The organism is Methylobacterium sp. OAE515 (assembly GCF_041806315.1).
Classification (GTDB): domain Bacteria; phylum Pseudomonadota; class Alphaproteobacteria; order Rhizobiales; family Beijerinckiaceae; genus Methylobacterium; species Methylobacterium tardum.
On record NZ_JBGMUV010000001.1, the window covers coordinates 4,119,479 to 4,134,197 of the forward strand.

General features: G+C 71.3%; 21 protein-coding genes. 8 read left to right on the top strand and 13 right to left on the bottom strand.

The window, feature by feature from the left end; translation table 11 throughout:
- Window positions 1–20: 20 nt before the first annotated feature.
- The 6 genes from ABIE45_RS20085 to ABIE45_RS20110 all read right to left on the bottom strand — a co-directional run bounded on the left by ABIE45_RS20085 (window position 21) and on the right by ABIE45_RS20110 (window position 4,280).
- Window positions 21–248, bottom strand: a complete 228-nt coding sequence (locus ABIE45_RS20085) for a DUF1127 domain-containing protein (protein WP_192709276.1) — start codon at window positions 246–248, stop codon at window positions 21–23.
- Between the two features lie 53 nt (window positions 249–301).
- On the bottom strand, window positions 302–1,018 hold the full coding sequence (locus tag ABIE45_RS20090) for a helix-turn-helix transcriptional regulator (protein WP_373622501.1): 717 nt from the start codon (window positions 1,016–1,018) through the stop codon (window positions 302–304).
- 140 nt (window positions 1,019–1,158) lie between these two features.
- Window positions 1,159–1,995 carry an anti-sigma factor gene (locus tag ABIE45_RS20095; RefSeq protein ID WP_192709275.1) on the bottom strand — a complete coding sequence of 279 codons (837 nt, stop codon included), beginning with the start codon at window positions 1,993–1,995 and terminating at the stop codon, window positions 1,159–1,161.
- The gene (locus ABIE45_RS20100; RefSeq protein ID WP_192709274.1) at window positions 1,992–2,534 is read right to left on the bottom strand and encodes a sigma-70 family RNA polymerase sigma factor; all 543 of its coding nucleotides are present in this window, start codon (window positions 2,532–2,534) and stop codon (window positions 1,992–1,994) included. Before ABIE45_RS20100 ends, ABIE45_RS20095 begins: the two co-directional genes overlap by 4 nt.
- A 466-nt stretch (window positions 2,535–3,000) precedes the next feature.
- Window positions 3,001–4,005 (bottom strand): SDR family oxidoreductase, encoded by a 1,005-nt coding sequence (locus ABIE45_RS20105; protein ID WP_192709273.1) that lies wholly within the window; start codon window positions 4,003–4,005, stop codon window positions 3,001–3,003.
- Window positions 4,006–4,064: 59 nt separating this feature from the next.
- Window positions 4,065–4,280, bottom strand: coding sequence for a hypothetical protein (locus tag ABIE45_RS20110; RefSeq protein WP_192709272.1), 216 nt, complete (start codon window positions 4,278–4,280; stop codon window positions 4,065–4,067).
- A 274-nt stretch (window positions 4,281–4,554) separates the two neighbouring features.
- Here ABIE45_RS20110 and ABIE45_RS20115 point away from each other — a divergent pair, with 274 nt between their 5' ends.
- On the top strand, window positions 4,555–5,070 hold the full coding sequence (locus ABIE45_RS20115) for a DUF5872 domain-containing protein (protein ID WP_192709271.1): 516 nt from the start codon (window positions 4,555–4,557) through the stop codon (window positions 5,068–5,070).
- A gap of 201 nt (window positions 5,071–5,271) precedes the next feature.
- Here the strand turns inward: ABIE45_RS20115 and ABIE45_RS20120 are convergent, their stop codons facing one another.
- Entirely contained in the window at window positions 5,272–6,117 is an 846-nt protein-coding gene (locus ABIE45_RS20120; protein WP_192709270.1) for a porin family protein, read from the bottom strand.
- Between the two features lie 656 nt (window positions 6,118–6,773).
- On the opposite strand from ABIE45_RS20120, the gene ABIE45_RS20125 reads away from it, so the two are divergent.
- From ABIE45_RS20125 to ABIE45_RS20140, 4 genes are all read left to right on the top strand, one after another.
- Window positions 6,774–7,166: a hypothetical protein gene (locus ABIE45_RS20125; protein ID WP_192709269.1), complete on the top strand. Its 393-nt coding sequence runs from the start codon at window positions 6,774–6,776 to the stop codon at window positions 7,164–7,166.
- Between the two features lie 38 nt (window positions 7,167–7,204).
- Window positions 7,205–7,357: a hypothetical protein gene (locus tag ABIE45_RS20130; protein WP_192709268.1), complete on the top strand. Its 153-nt coding sequence runs from the start codon at window positions 7,205–7,207 to the stop codon at window positions 7,355–7,357.
- A gap of 197 nt (window positions 7,358–7,554) precedes the next feature.
- The gene (locus ABIE45_RS20135) at window positions 7,555–8,037 is read left to right on the top strand and encodes a DUF2721 domain-containing protein (protein ID WP_192709267.1); all 483 of its coding nucleotides are present in this window, start codon (window positions 7,555–7,557) and stop codon (window positions 8,035–8,037) included.
- A gap of 222 nt (window positions 8,038–8,259) precedes the next feature.
- Window positions 8,260–8,433 (top strand): hypothetical protein, encoded by a 174-nt coding sequence (locus ABIE45_RS20140; protein ID WP_192709266.1) that lies wholly within the window; start codon window positions 8,260–8,262, stop codon window positions 8,431–8,433.
- A gap of 35 nt (window positions 8,434–8,468) precedes the next feature.
- Here ABIE45_RS20140 and ABIE45_RS20145 read toward each other — a convergent pair whose 3' ends face one another.
- The 6 genes from ABIE45_RS20145 to ABIE45_RS20170 all read right to left on the bottom strand — a co-directional run bounded on the left by ABIE45_RS20145 (window position 8,469) and on the right by ABIE45_RS20170 (window position 12,472).
- A complete protein-coding gene (locus ABIE45_RS20145) occupies window positions 8,469–8,804 on the bottom strand; it encodes a hypothetical protein (protein WP_373622502.1) in 336 nt (111 codons plus the stop codon).
- Between the two features lie 210 nt (window positions 8,805–9,014).
- Window positions 9,015–10,973, bottom strand: coding sequence for an AI-2E family transporter (locus ABIE45_RS20150; protein ID WP_192709265.1), 1,959 nt, complete (start codon window positions 10,971–10,973; stop codon window positions 9,015–9,017).
- A gap of 211 nt (window positions 10,974–11,184) precedes the next feature.
- On the bottom strand, window positions 11,185–11,385 hold the full coding sequence (locus tag ABIE45_RS20155; RefSeq protein ID WP_192709264.1) for a hypothetical protein: 201 nt from the start codon (window positions 11,383–11,385) through the stop codon (window positions 11,185–11,187).
- Between the two features lie 179 nt (window positions 11,386–11,564).
- Entirely contained in the window at window positions 11,565–11,921 is a 357-nt protein-coding gene (locus ABIE45_RS20160) for an energy transducer TonB (RefSeq protein ID WP_192709263.1), read from the bottom strand.
- Window positions 11,922–12,039: 118 nt separating this feature from the next.
- A complete protein-coding gene (locus ABIE45_RS20165) occupies window positions 12,040–12,282 on the bottom strand; it encodes a hypothetical protein (RefSeq protein WP_192709262.1) in 243 nt (80 codons plus the stop codon).
- A gap of 31 nt (window positions 12,283–12,313) precedes the next feature.
- Window positions 12,314–12,472 carry a hypothetical protein gene (locus ABIE45_RS20170; protein ID WP_192709326.1) on the bottom strand — a complete coding sequence of 53 codons (159 nt, stop codon included), beginning with the start codon at window positions 12,470–12,472 and terminating at the stop codon, window positions 12,314–12,316.
- Between the two features lie 259 nt (window positions 12,473–12,731).
- Here ABIE45_RS20170 and ABIE45_RS20175 point away from each other — a divergent pair, with 259 nt between their 5' ends.
- The 3 genes from ABIE45_RS20175 to ABIE45_RS20185 all read left to right on the top strand — a co-directional run bounded on the left by ABIE45_RS20175 (window position 12,732) and on the right by ABIE45_RS20185 (window position 14,704).
- Entirely contained in the window at window positions 12,732–12,911 is a 180-nt protein-coding gene (locus ABIE45_RS20175; protein WP_192709261.1) for a hypothetical protein, read from the top strand.
- A 308-nt stretch (window positions 12,912–13,219) separates the two neighbouring features.
- Window positions 13,220–14,248: a helix-turn-helix domain-containing protein gene (locus ABIE45_RS20180; protein WP_192709260.1), complete on the top strand. Its 1,029-nt coding sequence runs from the start codon at window positions 13,220–13,222 to the stop codon at window positions 14,246–14,248.
- An 84-nt stretch (window positions 14,249–14,332) separates the two neighbouring features.
- Entirely contained in the window at window positions 14,333–14,704 is a 372-nt protein-coding gene (locus ABIE45_RS20185; protein WP_192709259.1) for a hypothetical protein, read from the top strand.
- Window positions 14,705–14,719 lie beyond the last annotated feature (15 nt).

Here is a 14,719-nt window from a genome sequence, read left to right on the forward strand (position 1 = left end):
CGGGGGGACGGATCGGGCGTTCAGCGGAAGGCGGCCCCCAGCGGGCCGGGCATCACGGCCGCCCAGGGCGCGTCCGGCCGGCTCGGCGGGACGGGCGTGTGCGTGCAGCCGTTCTCGCAGAAGGCGTGGAGCGTCCGCCGGTCCAGACCGATATCGTGGAGCATCTCGTCGTCGAGAGCCGAGAGGACACGGAAATTCCGCGCCGCCGTGCGACGCTTCTGGATAGAGCTCAGGAGCGAGAAGATCATTATTCAGCCTCCGTTGAGCCGAAAGATCTGTGGTCTATCCACGATCGGCCGAGTCAACTTCGCTGTATTGATCTGTATTTGCATCCTCCATTTGAACTACTGAACGGCCCGAAAGCGGATATTTCGGTGCCGCCAGATTGTGCGGCGGCGATCGGCTGCGGGCAGAGCAGGAGCAGGCGCATCAGCTCCGCCTGCCGGCGGGCGCCGGTCTTCTCGAAGAGGTGGCGCAGATGCACGCGCGCCGTGTTCCGGGTGATCCGGCGGTGCGCCGCGCTCGCCGCGAGGTCGTGTCCGGCCAGGATGTCCACCGCCAGAGCCGCCTCGGCGGGGGTGAAGCCGAACTGGTCCTGCAGCATTGCGGCGGTCGGCAGGCGCGCCGCCGCGGGATCGACGAGACGCAGGAGCACGGCGCCCTCAGGCACTGCGCCGGCGGGCGGAGGGATCGCGCAGGCAGCGACCAGCAGCGGAGCGCCGTCGCCTTCGAGGCGCACCGAGCCGCAATGCCCGGCGACGCCATCCGCGATGATCCTGCGCAGGGCCGCGGAATCCGCGGGCTTGGTCCCGCGCAGGCAGCCTCGCTCGAGGCGCAGGAGGCCCCGGCCGAGATAGGCGCGGGCGGCGCGATTCAGGAACTGCACGCGTCCGCACCGGTCGGTGACCGCCAGCCCCTGCTCGAAATGCTCGATCAGCAGGTGAAGCGCCGTCTCGACGAGCACCGGGTCGAAGGCGGTGCGGTCGCTCCCGCCGGCAATGAGCCACCAGGCCCGCACGGGTCCGGGCTCGGATCCGGATACGTCTCCGGCTATTGCCCTATTCGGTCCAAGTTCGGCGATCACGCGCGGATCCTCATCAAATCGATGGGGCGATAGAGTGATAAACCGTGGGACGATGATTGTATTCCCGGGACGTCCTATCCCGGTCGCCCGGTCCGGGACCGGTACAGGTCGACGAAGCCGCGCAGGTCGCGCGCGTTCAGGTCCGAAACCGCCCAGTAGGTCAGATCGCCGAGGCTCCAGCGCTCGATCGTGGACCCGTCCCGCCGCTCCTCGCCGGCCGGCGGGCTGTCGGCGGCCGGGACCACCGTGACGCTGATCACGTGCCGGTCCCGGCGATAGACGAGGGTCGGCACGGGCGTGTGGGTGACGATGTCGACCCGGCCGCCGATCAGCGGAAAGCCCTGGTCGGCGAGATCCGGCGCGTCGGGGGCGATGGTCGTCCGGCCGTTGAACCAGGGCTTGACCACGTGCCGGTCGGAGGAGGCGATGTCGAAGGGCTGCGGCGCCGCGAGGCCGCGCAGGTGGCCGGCCAGCACGGCCTCGATCGTGGCCGGTGTCTCGGGGCGATCGCGATAGGCGCCGCTGCCGAGCGCGGCGCCGCCGACGAGGCCGAGAAGGAGCGTCGCGGCCAGCGCCTGCCAGGATCCGCGCCAGGATCCGCGCCAGGACCCGCGCCAGGACCCGCGCCAGCCTCCTCCCGAACGGCCGCCCCACGCGCCTTCCGATGCGTGCTCGGGCGGCGGATCTGCGAAGCCGATCTCCTGGATCACGCGCGCCCGCAGGGCCTCCGGGGCGGGGGGGCCGGCCAGGGTCTCGCGCAGCGCCGTCGAGAGGGTGCGCAGACGCTCCGCCGTAACCCGTGCTCCGGGCTCGGCCGCGAGACGGCGCTCCATGGCCAGGACCTCGCCGGGCGACAGCTCGCCATCCGCGTAGGCGCTGAGGAGCAGGAGGGTCTCGTCGTCGTCGGTCATCGCCCGTCCTCCGCGAGCCGAGCCAGCAGGTGCTGCCGCGCGCGGCCGAGGCGCGACATCACGGTTCCGATCGGGACGTTCGTCACGGCGGCGATCTCCCGGTAGCTGAGGCCGTGATACTCGCGCAGGACCAGCGCCTCCCGGAAGGCGACCGGCAGGGCCTCCACCGCCCGGGCGAGATGCCCCGCATCGTCGCGGGCGATGAGCGCCGCCTCGGGCGTCTCCGGCGCCTGGGCCAGGAGGCCTCCGGTCTCCAGCGCGGCCTGGGCCTCCGGCGCGAGGTCCTCGGCGAAGATCACGGCCCGTGGCCGGTGCCGCTGCAGCCAGGAATAGCCCGTGTTGCGGACGATGGTCAGGAACCACGCCCGGGCGTTGCCCTCGGCGAAACCCTCGATCGCCCGGTAGGCGCGCAGGCAGGCCTCCTGCATCACGTCCTCGGCATCGGTGGCGTTGCCGGTGAGCCAGCGCGCGAGGCGGTAGCCCTCGTCGAGGCGCGGCAGGACGAGCTGGCTGAAGCGCGCGCGCGCCAGGGTGGTCATAGGGTCCACCCGGCGGCGCAGCGGGCCGGGGGGCCTCCGTCGAGATCCAGCGAAGCCATGGGGCGCCACCCTGCAGCCCTGAGTCACGGGATCAAGAACCGACAGGCCGCCGGCTTTATTCCCGGGCCGTCGCCGGCGAACGCGCCCGTGAAGAGCTTAGGCCTCGTCCAGGCCGTCCTCGGTGGCGCGCGGGATCGGCTCCGGCTTCCCGGCCACCGTCATCGCGGTGCGGTCAGCCTCCTGCGCCTCGGGGGTGGGGCGCGTCTGCGGCCGGCCGTCCTCGCCGAGGTGCTTCCGGCCGGCGCGGGCCCCCGCCGCCCGTTCCTCGGGAGACGGCGTCGCGCCGCCGCTCTGATCGGGCCATGAACTCTCCCGACAGAAGCGGGATCGCGCGCTCGGATGCGCGCGATCCCGCGCTGAAAGATCGGCTTCCCTGCCGGCCGGGACGGCCTCGCGTCGCGGGCGCCTAGGACCGGCCCGGGCGGCCCAGCAGCGAGGCCGCGGCCGCCGTGGCGCCCGCGAGCAGGATCCCGGTGAGGACCGGGTTGATCGAGGCCCGCGTGTAGACGCTGCGCATGACGTGGTGGGGCGAGCCTCCCCGGACGGCGCCGTCGCGGCCGGCCGCGTAGAGGGCTCCGTTCCGGTCCCGCCCAGCCACCCCGGCCTTCTGGGTCTTGGACACCACGGCGGCGCCCATCCAGTCGGTCACCGCGGGAACGCGCTTGCGCAGCGAACTCATCAGCTTGCCGCCGCCGCCGATATAGACATCCCGCGGACCGTGCTCCGCGGCGTACAGGATCGCCTCCGCGACATCCGCCGGATCGTAGACCGGCGGCGGCAGCTTCGGGGCCCGCGTCATGTAGTTCCGGGCGTGCTCCGGAAACGGCGTGTCGATCGAGGCCGGCTTGATGAGCGTCACCGAGACCGGAGCGCCCTCCTCCTGCAGCTCCATCCGGAGCGCGTCCGTGAAGCCTTTGATCGCGTGCTTGGAGGCGGAGTACATGCCCTGGATCGGGAAGGCGAGATCGGAGGCCACCGAGCCCAGGTTCACCAGCGCGCCGCCCGATCGCCTCAGGTGCTGCAGCGCCACGGTCGAGCCGTAGACGATCCCCCAGAAATTGACGTCGAACAGCCGGCGATGGTCCGCGTCCGAGACCTCCTCGAGGCGGCCGAAGATCGAGAGACTGGCATTGTTGACCCAGGTGTCGAAGCCGCCATAGGCGCTCACGGCTTCGGCGGCCAGGGCCTCGATATCCTCCCGGCGCGACACGTCGGTCACGACGGCGCATGCCTCGCCGCCCTGCTCCCGGATGTCGTGAACGATGTCGTCGAGGGCGGCGGCGTTGCGCGCCGCCAGGACGACGCGGGCGCCCCGGCGCGCGGCCGCGCGGGCCGTGGCAAGGCCGATCCCGCTGGAGGCGCCGGTGATGACGATCACCTGCTCGCGCAGGGGCTTGTGCCGAATCCGCATGCGTCTTCCTCTCTCCATGATCGCGCGTCCGGGTCCGGACCCGGACGCGCCGTCCGCGCTCAGCCCCGGCTGCCGCTCGGCCGGTCCCGCTCCGCCCCGAGGCTCGTTCCACCCCGGCGCGCTTCTTCCTTCTCGGTACCGGCCCGTTCCATCGGACCGTCCTGCGGCTTGACCGTGCCGGTCGCGGTGTCGAGGGGCGCGTTCGCCAGCCCTTCGCTCTCAGGCTTGCCGTGGGGCATCCGCTGGGCCTGCGTGTCGTTCGGCGCGTCGGCCATGCTGCATCCTTTTCGAAGTCCGTGAGGTCGACGTCCGGCGCGCCTGTCCCTCGTGGCCAACCCGGCAAGACCGCCGACGTATCCGGGACGTTCTGCAGGGCCGCGAGCAAGGCGCCAGGAGCGGATGGGCCGGGAACAGGATGCGCGTCCTTCGGCCGCCGTGACCGGGATCGCCCCCGCCCCGGGGCCCGGCTTCGTGCCGGGTCACCGGACCGCAGGAACGGAGCAGCAGGTCCCGTGTTGTCCGCCAAATCTTAATTCGCGAGGCGCGGCGATGTCAGGAACTGCCAAGAGGACCGATCCCAAGCTGTGGGACAAGGTCAAGACGCAGGTCACGAAGTCGAACAAGGGCGGCAAGCCTGGCCAGTGGTCGGCGCGCAAGGCGCAGATGGCGACGGCCGAATACAAGAAGGAAGGGGGCGGCTACGCCGGCAAGAAGGCGGACGACAACCACCTCAAGCAGTGGACCGACGAGGAGTGGGGCACGAAGTCGGGCAAGGCGAGCGGCAAGACCGGCGAGCGCTATCTGCCCAAGAAGGCCCGTGAGAGCCTGACCGACACGGAATACGCCGCCAGCACGGCCAAGAAGCGGGCCGACACGCGCAAGGGCAAGCAGTTCTCGAAGCAGCCGAAGGCGGCCGCCGAGAAGTCCGCCGCGGCGCGCAAGACCGGCAAGGGCGACAAGGACACCACGACGAAGGCGGAGCTGATGCGCAAGGCCCGCGCGCAGAACGTGCCGGGCCGGTCGCGGATGTCGAAGGCGCAGCTCGAGCACGCCGTCCACGCCTGAACCCGGCCAGAGGCTCTCCAGACAGCAAAACGTCCCGGGAGTGACTCCCGGAACGCTCCTCGGCTCAAGCGGCCAGTCTGATCGGGCTGGGGATGCTCAAGGTCGAGCGGGGTGCGGCAGGCCGGAGGCCACGCAAGGTCCCGATCACCGGGAGGCCCCCTCCGCGCCGTTCGGCGCGAAGGGAGCGTTCGCGAAGCGCCCTTAGTACGAGCCGAACTTGTAGTTCAGGCCGGCGCGGACGACGGCGAACTCGTCGTCGCGGCGGCCGACCGGGCTGTAATAGGCCGGGGCGTTCGAGGCGGCGTTGATCACGAGCGCACCCTGGTTGCGGGTGTTGCGGTCGAGGTTCACGTACAGGCCTTCGACCTTCAGCGTCACGGCGGACGAGCGGAAGAAGTTCAGGAACGAGTCGGTCGGGAGGGCGTACTCGATGCCGCCGCCGACCGCGTAGCCGGTGCGGAAGCTGTCGTTGCCGGCGAAGCCGCCGAACGAGCGGTCAGCGCTGCCCGAGCCGTAGGCGAAGCCGCCGGTGCCGTACACCAGCACGCGGTCGAAGGCGTAGCCGATACGGCCACGCACGGTGCCGAAGAAGTCGAGGCTCGACAGGCCGCGCGGGTCGGTCACGTAGTAGGCGGGCGACAGGCCGGCAGCGAAGCCGTTGTTCCGGTTGCGGCCGAAGTCGAGGTACTGCGCGTCGGCCTCGATGCCGACGACCACGCCCGAGCCCGGGGTGAACTGGACATTGTAGCCGATCTGGCCACCGCCGGTGAAACCTTCCTGGTTCCGCTGGCTGAAGAAGGCCGTCGTGCCCGGTCCGCCGCCCGTGAAGCCACCCGGGCCACCCGGCACGGCGAAGCTGTTGGTGTTGTTGCTGCTGGCGTCGAAGGCGTAGCCGGCGTTGAAACCCGCGTAGAAGCCGGTCCAGGTGAAGACCGGGACGGGGGTGAACACCGGCGGCGGAGCAGCGCGGCGCGGCAGGTCGGCGGCCGAGGCGGCGCCGGCCAGGAGAGCCGTGGCGGCGCTCGCGAGAAGAAGCGTCTTGATCATCTGGTCCTCTGTCTCCCGTTGGGCGGGATGTTGACCCGGCGACAAGAACGACAGGATGCGAGGACGCGATAGTGCAGCGCTGCAACAGCCTGGAATCCAGGCTTTCGGGCCGAGGCGGCCTGGTGCGTTAGAGCACATCCCGCTTTTCGGCGGCTCAAGCAGCGATGCGAGAGCGTATCCGAATGTTTCCGGAAACAAAAAGCCCCGCCGCACGGTGGCGGACGGGGCTTGAGTTCGCTCGTGAATGTTCCCAGGACCAACCAGGAAGCTTCATCATTTCTTAGATCCTACCGGCGATCGGCCCGCAAGCCTGCTCCGGGGTGCGGAACGCGGTTAACATTAATTTACGACGCGGCCGGTTGCCGTGCCGGCGTGAACGGCCGGCAGCCTGGCAATCGCCGTCCGGGTTCGGTCCGCATCCGGGACGTTGTCCTGCGGGCCGGTGCGGTCGCCGCACAGTCCTGATCCAGGCGCGCGGCGAAGTCCCTGCGCTCGGAAACTGTCCCGGCGCGGACCAGTTCTTGGCATCACCGTTCTGATCATCGTAACCTGGCTCGAACCCGCCGGGTTGCGGGTCGGAACCGCAGGCCACACACGCTCTGCCGTCGGCAGGACTTGTGCGGGGACGGGACAGGCGACCTGTGGAGAAGCGACGGATGCCGAGGGTAAACGGGCGGATCGCGCGGCAGCTCGCGGCGTGCGGGCTCGTCGCCGCCGCGCTGTCCGGGCTGTCGAGGCCGGCCGGGGCGGTCGAGGAGGAGACGGTCGGCTGGTGGATCTATGCCGGCTCGATCCGCAGCACGCTGCTGACGCGCTTCATCGGGCCGGAAGACCCCACGCCCGCGGGCGCGGCGATCGCGCAAGCGGGCCGGGGCTGCGGGCTCTCGGCCCGCTTCGATGCGGGCGACGCCTTCGCGGCGCCGCCGGGCGATGCGCCGGTCGTGTTCGGGCCGTTCCTCAGCCGGCCCGCGCTCGCGGCTTCCCTCGCCTGCATCCGGCGCTATGTGCCGACGGCGTTCGTCGCGCAGGCACGGGCGCCCGCGCGATGACGATCCGGGCCAGCGGTTGAAACCTCGGGGAGACGCGCATGAACCCGCTCGCGCTGCTGTCGATGCTGGCCCTTCTGTCGGCTTGGATCGGGATCGGCGTTGCCGTCGTGGCCTACGGGACGCCGCTCGGCGTGGCCTTCTATGTCCTGGCGGTGGTCGCCACCAATCCGCGGGTGTGGAGGCTCCGGTGACCGACACCCCGGCTCCCTACCTCACGGTCGCGTTCCTCACGGCCCTGGCGCTGCTCGTCGTCGGGTTGCACGCGGAGGGCCTCCCGTGGTGACCCTCCCGGCATGGTCCATTCGCGAGTCCCTGCCGCTTTCCGGCCCATCCCCGGGATCGGCCCCGCGATCTGCCCGGGCATGACGCGGCCGCGGGCGTAGCGTCGATGTTCGGATTCTCCCTCAGCTCCACCGAGCCCGACAGCATCGCGCATATCATCCAGGTGGCGCTCGCGCCCGCGTTCCTGCTCTCGGCGCTCGCGACCCTGCTGAACGTGTTCTCGACCCGGCTCGGCCGGATCTCCGACAAGGTCGACGCGCTCTCGGCGGAGGCCGCCAAGGCGACGAGCGCCGAGGCCGCACGCCTGGGCCGCCGCCTGACCTTCCTGCGGCGGCGCTCCTTCGTCCTCGACCTCGCCGTCGTGCTGGCCTCGCTGGGGGGCGGCCTGATCGGCATGGCGGTGCTGACCCTGTTCGTCGGGGCGCTGCGCGACGCCGCCACGGCGTCGATCCTGTTCGCGTGCTTCGGGGCGGCGCTGGTCTGCACGGTGGCGGCGATCGGCGCGTTCATGGCCGAGATCCTGATGGCCGGCCACGGCATCCGCGACGAGGTCGATCACCAGAAGGATAAGGTCCCCGCGCAGGGTTGAGCCGGGCGCGAATCACGGCCCGCGTGCAGGGACTCCGGTCCCGCTCGGGGCTGCACCGGCCGTTGGGCTGACGGCCGCCGGGCGAGGGCCGGACCCTGCCGTTCGGGGCCGGATCCGGCCTGCGGTCACCGGCGGCGCCGATTTCGATTGCGTCGACCGGGAACCGAGTCTTAATCTTGTCGGTGCTTGCTGCAGCTGCACGCTGCGTCCGGGTGTTCCGTCATGAGCATCGCCATCCTGATTGCCTTCATTGCCGGAGCGCTCTGCCTCGGAGTACTGTCCTCGATCGTGCCTTTGCGGCGGAGAGAGGACGATGAACTTGGAGAAAGCTTGTCCTTCGAGGACGAGTTCTTCGATGTCGGCGGCCCGGTGATCGACCTGGAACCGAATCGCTGAGGGCTGCCGGCGGCACCGCGCGACCGGACAGGCCGTTACAGGGGTTTGGGCACCCCGGCCGAAGCCTTCTGCTGCGTGGACCAGACGACCCGTCCGGCCGCATCCCGCAGGGCCGCCGAGCCCGAGCGGCCGGCGAGCAGATGCGCAAACCGCGCCTTCGCGTCCGCAACCGCAGCGTCTTCGGAGAGCCCGAAAATCGGCTCGTCGTGGATGATGATGCCGCTCGCGCTCTCCCGGTGCACGACACATTGCAGCCGGTAGCGCGCCGGCGGCGGAGCCGAGCCCGGGTCCGTGGCGGCGTCCGGGCCGGTCATGGCGCCCAGGCGACGATCGGGCCGCGGCGCGGCGCCGCGCACGGGGCGCGCCAGCACGCGCGCCGAACCGGATCCGGTTCAGCCGACCCTTCACCATCCCGGATGGCGACGACGCAACGCGACACCCAACGCCTCCTCAACGCGAAGCTCCGACAGCGATCCATAGCAGAAGTATCGACGCCCCGGATGGGGTCCGGCCGGGCTTAGCGGCGCAGCCCAGCTCCGACAGGCCCGGCCTGGGCGCGGCACGCCGACACGACAGGGCCCTCAGGCGGCCTCTGCGCCCCTGCCCGAGGAGGCCTGCGCGGTCCGCAGGCAGGCCTCGACCCCGTCGCGCAGCGAGGACACGTAGACGTCGGCCCCGATCGCCCGGCCGAGCGCGGCATCGGTGAGCACCTTCTCGCCCACAGGCCAGAGGCCCACCAGCACGGGCAGCTGCGGAGCACGCCGCTTCAGGCGCTCCAGCAGGTAGCGCAGATGCGCGGGGCTGCCGCTGATGTCGAGATAGGAGATGCACACCATCGCCACGCCCGCGAGGTCCAGGTCGCGGATGCGGTCGCGCGAGACGGCCTCGTAGCCGATGACCCGGGCCCCGAGCCCGTGCTTGCGCAGCAACTGGGCCAGCATCGCCGAGGAGGCCTCGTCGAGGGGGCCGCGCCCCGCCACGCACAGGATGGGCGCCTCCCCACGCCACGCCTCCGGGAGGGCCTCGCGCGGCGGCGCCTGGCCGGGCACCGCCTCGGTCCGGGTGTGGGTCCGCTCGGCCAAGGTCGGGGTCGCGCTCGGGTTGACCGTCGCGTCGTCCCCGGCCGGCTCGGCATCGGGGTGGTCCTCGAAATCCTCGACCAGCGCCCGGGCCGAGTTGCGGATGTTCTCCAGCTGCGCCGGCGTCACGACCCCGCGCGCGAAATCGTTCGCGGCGAGCTGCAGCCCCTTGAGGGCCACCTCGTCGTAGTACGAGGACAGGGAGCGCTCCTTCAGCATGGCCTCGCCGAGGTCGCGCGCCTCGTCCGGGTCGCTCGCCAGCATGCGCTGGTAGAAGTTCTCGACCGGCGTCAGCGGCGGCCGGTCACCGAGCAGGACGTCGAGGAATTCCAGGCTGTCGACGTGGCGGCCGAGCACCACGAGGCAGACGGTGAACGGGGTGGCCAGGATCAGGCCGATCGGGCCCCACAGGAAGCCCCAGAACAGGGTCGAGACGATCACCGCGAAGGGCGAGAGGCCGGTGGAATGGCCGTAGAGCAGCGGCTCGATCACCTGCCCGAAGATCGGCTCGGCGATCAGGAACAGCGCTGCGGTCGCGATCACCATCGACCAGCCCGGGTCGACGGCGGCGGCGAGGGCTACGGGAAGCAGGCCGGAGGCGAAGGCGCCGATATAGGGGACGAAGCGCATGATCGCCGAGAACACGCCCCACAGGATCGGGTTGGGCACGCCGATGAACCAGAGGCTGATGCCGATCAGCACCCCGAAGGCGGCGTTCATGCCGAGCTGGGCCAGGAAGTAGGTGCCGAGGCGGCCGGCCGCGTCGTCCATGGCCACTGTCGTGCGATGCAGGTCGCTCGACCCGAACAGGCGGATCATGCGGTTGCGCAGGTCCTCGCGCTGCATGAGCAGGAACACCACCACCACCAGCACGATGCCGACGTCGGTCAGCGGCGAGACGATGGGCCCGAGCACCTTCTGGGCCAGTGCCAGTGGCGAGGGCTCGGGCTGCTCGACGCGCACGAGCTGCGCCTTGGGCGTATCCCCGGCCGGTCCCGTCTCGGCTGTCGTGCCGGCGGCGTCGGCCTTCTGGGTGGCATCGTGAACCTGGTGGTTGAACTTCTGCAGCAGCCGGTTGGCCTCGCCGAGCCAGCCCTGCTGCAGGCCCGCCACCTTCCTCTGCACGGTGGTCTGATACTGCGGCAGGTTGCCGGCGAGCCCTGCCACCTGGGTGCCGATGACCGTCCCGATGCCGCCGATGACCCCGAGGGCGAGCAGCACGGCGACGATGACCGAGGGGACGCGCCCGAAGTGCAACCGGCGCAGCAGGTTGACCACCGGCGCCAGGACGAAGCTGAGCAGGACGGCCAGAACGAGGGGGATGAACACCTCGCGTCCGAGGTAGAGGGCGGCGATCAGGACCACGCCGACCGCGAGGGTCAGGAGGCCGCGCAGGCCCGGAACGAGGGGCGGCGGCACCTGCGCGGGCTGGCGCGGGGCGGCACTCGGCTCGGTGGCCATGGGGACTCCGGTACGCGCGCGCGGATGGCCCGCGCTCAAGGGCACAACCGCACGGGGGCCGGTTTGGTTTTGAACCGGACCGTTCGCCCCCCGGCTTTCAGCCGGACGCCCCAAAGGCAACGGCGCCCGATCGGTCTGCGATCGGGCGCCGCGCTGTTGCCGAAGCCGGACGCTCGCGCGCCCGGCCCGCTTCCGCTTCGGGACAGGCCGCTCAGGCGGCCTCGCCCTCGGCATCCTCGGCGTCCAAGATCGTCTCCAGATCGCCCACCAGGGCATCCAGCTGGTCGGCGGTCGCCTTGAGCTTCAACGTGGTGCCGTCCTGCGTCTCGACCGCGATCTCGATGTGGTCGTCGACCTTGGCGGCCAGCGCCTGCTTCACCGTGTAGGTCGTCACGTCAGCCTTGTCCGCCATGCTGTCTCCTGGGTTGGCTCTCGGCCAACTCCGGACGCACCGGATCGGTGCTGCGGCAGAATCTCGCGACCGCCCCACACCGGCCTGCGCGGCGGGCGATCACCGATCCGCAAGCGGTTCCGGATGCTCGCCCCGCCGGACGAGCGCGTCGCGCTCGATCTGGATGGTGCCGGCCGGCCTTACCGGCGGTGACGGATGTGCCGCTCGACGACCCGCTGCCGGTGGGTCAGCACCTCGGGCAGCCGCGAGGCGGCGGTCGGGACACCGGCCGGCATCCGGGGAGCCGGCAGCAGGAGTGGCGCGGCCCGAGGTGTCTCGACGACGACCGCCTCCAGGATCATCGGCCGCTTCGGTCGCGCGCGTCTCGACAGGCGTGCCGGCCGCGCCGCGAGCGTCCCGAGGGCCCAGAGCCCGAGGCAGAGCAGGCCGACCAGGATCCCGTCCCAGGACGGCTCCGAGCGGCACATCAGGATGCCGGTGCCGGTCAGGGCGGCCCCGGCCGCGAACAGGCGCGGTGTCGGATCACCGGAAGTCATGCCGCAGCCTCGGCGATCCGCGCTGATGACCCGTGAATCGGATCGCGACATTTGTCGTCATCGGCCTCCGGGACGTCCATCCGCGAGCGGCCTCCCGGCTTACCGGGCCGGCCCGGCCTCAACCGGCCAGGCTCGACGGCGGCTGCCAGATCACGCCGGGATGCTCGCGGATGTCGCCGGCCCGGGTTCCGGTATCGGCGTCACTCGTCCAGTCGCTGGGCTCGCTGATGCTGGCGATCTCCGCATCCGGGTAGGCGGCGTTCAGGAACAGGCGCGCCTCGCCCTCGGCCTCGGCCCTGACGGTCACGAGGGGCTTGTCCCCGCCCGGGTCGCGCATCTGCGCGATGAACAGCTTGGTCATGATGCGTCTCCGGCTTCCGTCGGGCGGCGGCTCAGGCCTCCACCTCCTCGACATGGAGGCCGCCGGCATACAGGTGGGCGGGGATGCCGTTCCGGTCGCGGTAGCCGGCTGTCCGCGCCATCGCGTCCAGGGCCCTCAGGGGATCCAGCGCCGAGCCGATCCAGAGGATGGCGCCTGTCGCCGCCTGCATGATCCGAAACATCCGCACGCCACGCTCCCGTGCTCGATGCTCGGACAAGCTTGGGGGCCGCGGCGATGTTCCCGGTGGAAAGGAACGGGGCGAACAGATCCGGCCGCGCCACGGACGACACCGAAGGTGCGCGCGTCCCGCCAGGCAGCCCCTTTCAGATTTCAACTTGAAATGGAACACGCTCAAGCGGGCGGCCGTTATCCCGACCATGCCGGCACGGGCCAGCACGTCGAGACCCCGATCGGGATTCAGGAGAGCCATGACCAGCCGAACCGTCCAATCCGCTCTGCTCGCCCTCGCGCTCGTGGCCGGAAGCGCCTCCTTGGCGGCCGCGCAGAGCACGCCCAACGGCAACACCTCGACATCGGGCGCCCCCGCCGGCAGCGGCAGCAGTGGCAACGGCGCCACCGGCAGCGGCGCGGCGCCGAGCGGGAAGTAACGCAACGTTAACCTTCAGGACCGAATTCACCGGTCCTCACAACCGTGCAACTTCCCGTCCCGCGGCCACCCGGCACGCGGGACGTTCTGTTTTCGGGCCGGACCTCCGGTCTGCGGCCGGGGATGAGGCCGGTCATCCTCGTCAGGTCTTCCGTTGGGGGCCGAGCCGGCGATGTCCGGATGGCAGACCGTCCCGTGGAGGCGTGGGCAACCCCTCGGCGGGTTACAGGCCCTTTTCTGTGGATCCGGACTCGTCGTAAGAGTAGCCCGTGGGTGAGAACTCAAGGGCAGGACCACGTAACGCCGGCGATGCGGTCGAATTCTGTCCTGCAGCTCACGGGTGAGCGCCCCGGCATCCATCAGGCTGCCGCGTGGCGCGATGCCGTGGCGCCGTTCTGGGACTTCGCGATCCGGAAGGAGGACGTCGCCGCGTTCCACGGCCAGTCGCGGGTCCGGCACCTCGGCACGGCGATCCTGTGCCGGGCCAGCGCCTCGGGCCTCCGGTTCGAGCGCGAGCCCGCCCTCGTGGCCCGCATGGGCGTCGACCACATCCTGGCGCATGTGCGCCTCACCGGTCAGTCCAGGATCGCGATCGGCGGCCGCGAGCGCGACTGCGCGCCGGGCGATATCTGCCTGCTCGACCTGTCGCGCCCCCTGTCGGCCGAGTCCACGGATTACCAAGCCATCACCGTGGTGCTGCCGCGGGCGCTGTTCGGCGCGCACCAGGCTGCGCTCGACGGCCTCCACGGGGCGGTGATCCGGGGGGCGACCCCGTTCGGCCGGATGGTCAACGACCATCTGCGCGCCCTGAGCGCGCACGCCACCGGATTCTCAGAGCGGGAGGCTGCCGCGGCCGCGCAGGCGACGGCCGCGCTGCTCGGCGCGGCGGCCTTCGGCTTGCCGGAGGAGGACCGCCTCGCCCAGGCCTCGGTGGGGACGCCGCTCCTTCTCGCCATCCGGCGCTTCATCGAGGCCGAACTGGCCTCCGCCGACCTGAGCGCCGAGACCCTCGGCCGGCAGTTCGGCCTGTCGCGCAGCGCCCTGTACCGCCTGTTCGTGCCCCTCGGAGGCGTGTCAGGCTATATCCGGCAGCGCCGGCTCGCCCGCGCGTACCGGGACCTCGCCGCCGACGGACGCTCCGCCCGGATCTCGGAGGTCGCGTATCGCTGGCGGTTCGAGAGCCCCGCGCATTTCGCCCAGGCCTTCAAGGCCGCGTTCGGCTGCGCCCCCCGTGACCTCCGCGCCCACCAGGCCGACGCGGCCGAGGCGTCCGGCGATCCGGCTCGGGCGGAGACCTGGACGGATTTCTACGACTGGGTTCTCAAACTGGCCGCCTGAACGCCGGGGCACGTCGACCCGTGTATGTCGACCCCGGTATGTCGACCCTTGTGCGCCCTGCCTCGGATCGCCCATAAGGACGCGATGACCTTCCAGGTTCGGGGCAGGCGCGCCGCACGGGCGCAGGGTGTGTGGGCGATCGCCCCCCGCATGCTGGCGCTCGTCCTGGCCCTGTCCCTCGCCGCGCCGGGCATCGGTCTCGCGGCGGATCTGGCCTTCCACGCGGGCGGTCATCACAGCCGGAGCGAGGGCCCGGTTCTCGACATGCCGACGGCGTCGTCGAATGTCGATCCCGGCCTCGGCGAGCACCTCCATTGCGGCTGCCATCAGGCCGCCCGCCTGGACGCGGCCGACGTCGCCCCCCCGACGGTTCCGGGCCGGCCACTCCCTGGGGAGCTCGCGCGGGCGCTCCCCTCCTTCGTGCCCGACCGGCTGCCCCGGCCTCCGCGCGCGTGAGCTGACGCCGCCGAC